This window comes from Microcystis sp. M44BS1, assembly GCF_020244875.1.
Classification (GTDB): domain Bacteria; phylum Cyanobacteriota; class Cyanobacteriia; order Cyanobacteriales; family Microcystaceae; genus Microcystis; species Microcystis panniformis.
On the sequence record NZ_JADBVM010000016.1, the window covers coordinates 1 to 3,266 of the forward strand.

General features: G+C 36.8%; 6 protein-coding genes. 2 read left to right on the forward strand and 4 right to left on the reverse strand.

Translation table 11 applies throughout. The features are described 5' to 3' along the window. The first annotated feature begins 559 nt into the window (after nucleotides 1-559). Together IM515_RS00575 and IM515_RS00580 are read left to right on the forward strand one after the other, a co-directional pair. Nucleotides 560-910, forward strand: coding sequence for a DUF6883 domain-containing protein (locus tag IM515_RS00575; protein WP_287629956.1), 351 nt, complete (start codon nucleotides 560-562; stop codon nucleotides 908-910). Then, on the forward strand, nucleotides 907-1,236 hold the full coding sequence (locus tag IM515_RS00580; protein ID WP_004159801.1) for a DUF4926 domain-containing protein: 330 nt from the start codon (nucleotides 907-909) through the stop codon (nucleotides 1,234-1,236). Before IM515_RS00575 ends, IM515_RS00580 begins: the two co-directional genes overlap by 4 nt. Nucleotides 1,237-1,607: 371 nt before the next feature. On the opposite strand, the gene IM515_RS00585 is transcribed toward IM515_RS00580, so the two are convergent. From IM515_RS00585 to IM515_RS00600, 4 genes are all read right to left on the reverse strand, one after another. Continuing rightward, entirely contained in the window at nucleotides 1,608-2,051 is a 444-nt protein-coding gene (locus IM515_RS00585) for an HNH endonuclease (RefSeq protein ID WP_004159805.1), read from the reverse strand. Further along, nucleotides 2,044-2,445 (reverse strand): hypothetical protein, encoded by a 402-nt coding sequence (locus tag IM515_RS00590; protein WP_004159806.1) that lies wholly within the window; start codon nucleotides 2,443-2,445, stop codon nucleotides 2,044-2,046. Before IM515_RS00590 ends, IM515_RS00585 begins: the two co-directional genes overlap by 8 nt. 89 nt (nucleotides 2,446-2,534) lie before the next feature. After that, nucleotides 2,535-2,753, reverse strand: coding sequence for a type II toxin-antitoxin system HicA family toxin (locus IM515_RS00595; RefSeq protein ID WP_002787539.1), 219 nt, complete (start codon nucleotides 2,751-2,753; stop codon nucleotides 2,535-2,537). A 19-nt stretch (nucleotides 2,754-2,772) separates the two neighbouring features. Further along, on the reverse strand, nucleotides 2,773-3,087 hold the full coding sequence (locus IM515_RS00600) for a type II toxin-antitoxin system HicB family antitoxin (RefSeq protein ID WP_287697818.1): 315 nt from the start codon (nucleotides 3,085-3,087) through the stop codon (nucleotides 2,773-2,775). Nucleotides 3,088-3,266: the final 179 nt, after the last annotated feature.

Below are 3,266 nucleotides of genomic sequence, written 5' to 3' on the forward strand. Positions count from 1 at the left end.
ACTCGACCGACTCAACTGCAACAATCATGCGTTAGATTTATTGGGAGTTTCCCTGATTTGTACCCAGTAACGAGGCGGCGGAAATTCTTTTAATCCCTTCTACAGCACAGGTTATGGCTTTTTGTCAACGGGGAAGTCCAGTTATATAGAAAGACATTGCTTCGATTTTTGCCAATTGTTGTCAATCTAGAACGAGCTAATCAATTAAGTCTCTTGCCAGATAAGGATTTAGTCGATTTATACCTCCTGATCGAATCATACCAAGTAACGAAGAGCCCAATATCTCTCGTAATATTCACCGCAACAAGGGAGCCTTATTGACAAAGACAATCCTTGAAACCTTATAAGCTATACTGAATTTAAACTGCGTAGGGGAAATTTTAGTACAAATGCTCAAACTGCTTCTCCCTGCTCCCAACTCTGGCGCTCCCCTGCAATCTTAACGAGTAATTTAGATAGTCAACAGCTTAACCCCGATTTAAGAGCAGATGAAAAATGGCAGCGATTGAATGACAAGGAAAGGAATTTTAAGCTTTAATAGCGGTAGTAGTGATTATAAATGAAATTAAAAGATATTGTCAACAAAGTCAAAATAGATTCTAGGAAATTAACTCAATATGCTCTTAATTTAGACAATCCAAAAGGATTAAATAAAGCCCTCATGTTTCAACGCCACTTAGGATATACTCAAGATAATTATGAGCCACTCCTAGTACAAATTGCCGACAAAGCTCTTGAAGCAAAAGCTGTTTATCAAAGTACAGATATCCATGGACAACGTTATCAAGTCGATCTAGAAATTACAGGAATTGAACCAGGACAAAAAGAAATAGCGAGGACTGTATGGATTGTTGAGCCTGATAGTGATACAGCTAGATTAGTAACTTTATATGTAAGAAAAAGACCATGATTAAACCCGAATTATTTGACCTGGTTGAATTATTAGTTGACTTGCCTGAATATAACTTAAGAATGGGAGAACAAGGGACAATCGTTGAAGACTACAATGATGGTTGTTACGAAATTGAATTTAGTAATGATCGAGGGGAAACTATAGCCCTTTGTCCTCTGCCAATGCAGCAATTTATTATCACCTGGAAAGCTAAGAGCAAAACGTGGTTATCTTTAACAGAAAAGCTAACAGCTTTAATTGATAAATTACCCAAGGAAAAGCAAGAAAAAATTTTAGATTTCACTCGCTCTTTACTGGACTTTCCCGTTGACAAAAGACCATAACCTGTGCTGTATGCTCTGCCCCCTTACTGGGTACAAAAATTGAGTAAATCTCTAATACACGACTTGGCAAATTTTCGTCAAAAAGGGAATAAGGGTGTAAAATAGAGGAAAAGCGAGAAAGAGTGGGCATAATGCTGCTCTTATCGATAATATTGCCAATAGTGAACCAATTCCTCTCTAAGTATCGAATCTAAGTATCGAAGCCTATTTGAGCGCAAGAAGGGATTTGAGCAGGTGTGTGGCTACATACAGGGGTGTAGATGTACTCTATGCTTGCAATTTTACCAAGTCGCCCCTTCAACCGAATCGCCCGAATCTCTATTTCTCTAAGCCTGTCAGGGTAATGCTTTCAGCCAATCCTTAAAAAAGTATCAAGAAAATATCATTTTTAAAATAGGAGGATGTTCTCCCATCGCGTATAATATTTGACGCAGATTAACTAATCCTTTTCGGTTCAAACGCAAAATTTTTACTGTTACTCTGCCGATAGAAGTTAATCCAATAATCAAAGTATAATCATTACTCCAAGCAAAATGATCTGACCAATTTTGTTGTCTGGGATTATAAAGAGAGACTATTTCCCCACTAACGGGATCTGTTCCTTCTGTTTTATTATATTTATGATTGTTGCATACTTGGCACGCTAAAGCTAAGTTATCTAAATGAGTGTGACCTCCTTTACTCAGAGGATAAATATGTTCGACAGAGAAGCCTTGAGTGGCAAACTTTTCTTGAGAATAGCAATATTCACAACAATTATCTGCCCTCGCTTTAACCACTTCTTTGAGTCGAGTTGTCAGTTTATTTTCAGTCATTAACGATGGGTTTGATGCTAAGTTGTGTCATTAAATCCGTTAGGGATATTTGACGTAATTGGGCTAATTGGGCTAGATATTCTAGACGTTGTGTTTGGTGAATTTCCATTTGATCGCTCAATTTGAGTAATTCTTGGTACTCTTGCTCTGTTAAATTTTCTTCATTTCTCTTGTTGATTAAAAGTTGATAACGGCCTTGATTATCTTGAGAAAGACCTTGATTAATTTTTAATAATAATTCGGTTTCATCTTTTGATAAACTAGGGGCATGATGTTTCGCTTTTAGCGCAATTATATCTTGAAAAAAACCTTCTAATTCAGATAAGCTTAACTGTTCGACGGCTTCTAGTAAGTCTTCTTTAGATAGTTGGGCTTGAATTTTTATGGTAGGCATTTTCTATGACCTGTTTCATGAAGATCGTCTCTTATTATGTATGATACCCATTATTTCACCCCCATCTAGGGGAATGGCATAAGTTCTAGTTACAATTTCTCCCATTCATCTTTAGAAATTTGAGCTTGTTTTAGAATTCTACTGAGTAAATTAATACTAATATCTGACTGATGAGGATTGGGAAGACGGACTCTTAAGCCATTTTTTTCCATAAATTGGTGTCTTTTCCCTGTGTAGGGACCTTGAAATCCTGCTTTATGCAAAGCTGAAATTAAATTAGAACGAGAAGTTGCACCAAAATAAGGCATGATTCAACTTAGATAAATGTTAGGCGACTAAATCTATTTTTAAAGATAAACCGTCAAATTCTGGCAATTGATGACCTAATTTAATTGCCAATAATATCCATTCTTCTAAGACTTCTAAGAGTTCCCGACGACAAGCTTCTAGGGTTTCTCCGGTTGCCCAAACTCCCGGAGCATTGGGAATGTTGCCATAAAATCCCTCATTATCCTCTAAAAGTTCATAATGGGCTGTTTCCATCGCTTTATTAAGATATTCTTGGATCATAGCTTTCTTTGATTGATTATTTCGTTTTTTCCCAGTATAACATAGTAATTTATCCCTTTGAGCGATCGCCACTTCAACTGATCGCCCGAACTCCTATTTTTCCAAGCCTTTCAGGGCAATGCTTTCAGCCAATCCTTAAAGAAAGTATTAAGAAAACGGGAAGGGGGGAAAAAAATTATGATGGGAGCATCATTCTTTTACCATAACTTAGGCTCAAAGCCAGAATCATTAATTATTTCTACTGTTTCTCC

Bases quoted from the DNA above. Each gene is read 5' to 3' on its own strand.
- IM515_RS00580 (WP_004159801.1), top strand. From the start codon at position 907: ATGATTAAACCCGAATTATTTGACCTGGTTGAATTATTAGTTGACTTG.
- IM515_RS00595 (WP_002787539.1), bottom strand. From the start codon at position 2,753: ATGCCTTATTTTGGTGCAACTTCTCGTTCTAATTTAATTTCAGCTTTG.
- IM515_RS00590 (WP_004159806.1), bottom strand. From the start codon at position 2,445: ATGCCTACCATAAAAATTCAAGCCCAACTATCTAAAGAAGACTTACTA.
- IM515_RS00575 (WP_287629956.1), top strand. From the start codon at position 560: ATGAAATTAAAAGATATTGTCAACAAAGTCAAAATAGATTCTAGGAAA.
- IM515_RS00585 (WP_004159805.1), bottom strand. From the start codon at position 2,051: ATGACTGAAAATAAACTGACAACTCGACTCAAAGAAGTGGTTAAAGCG.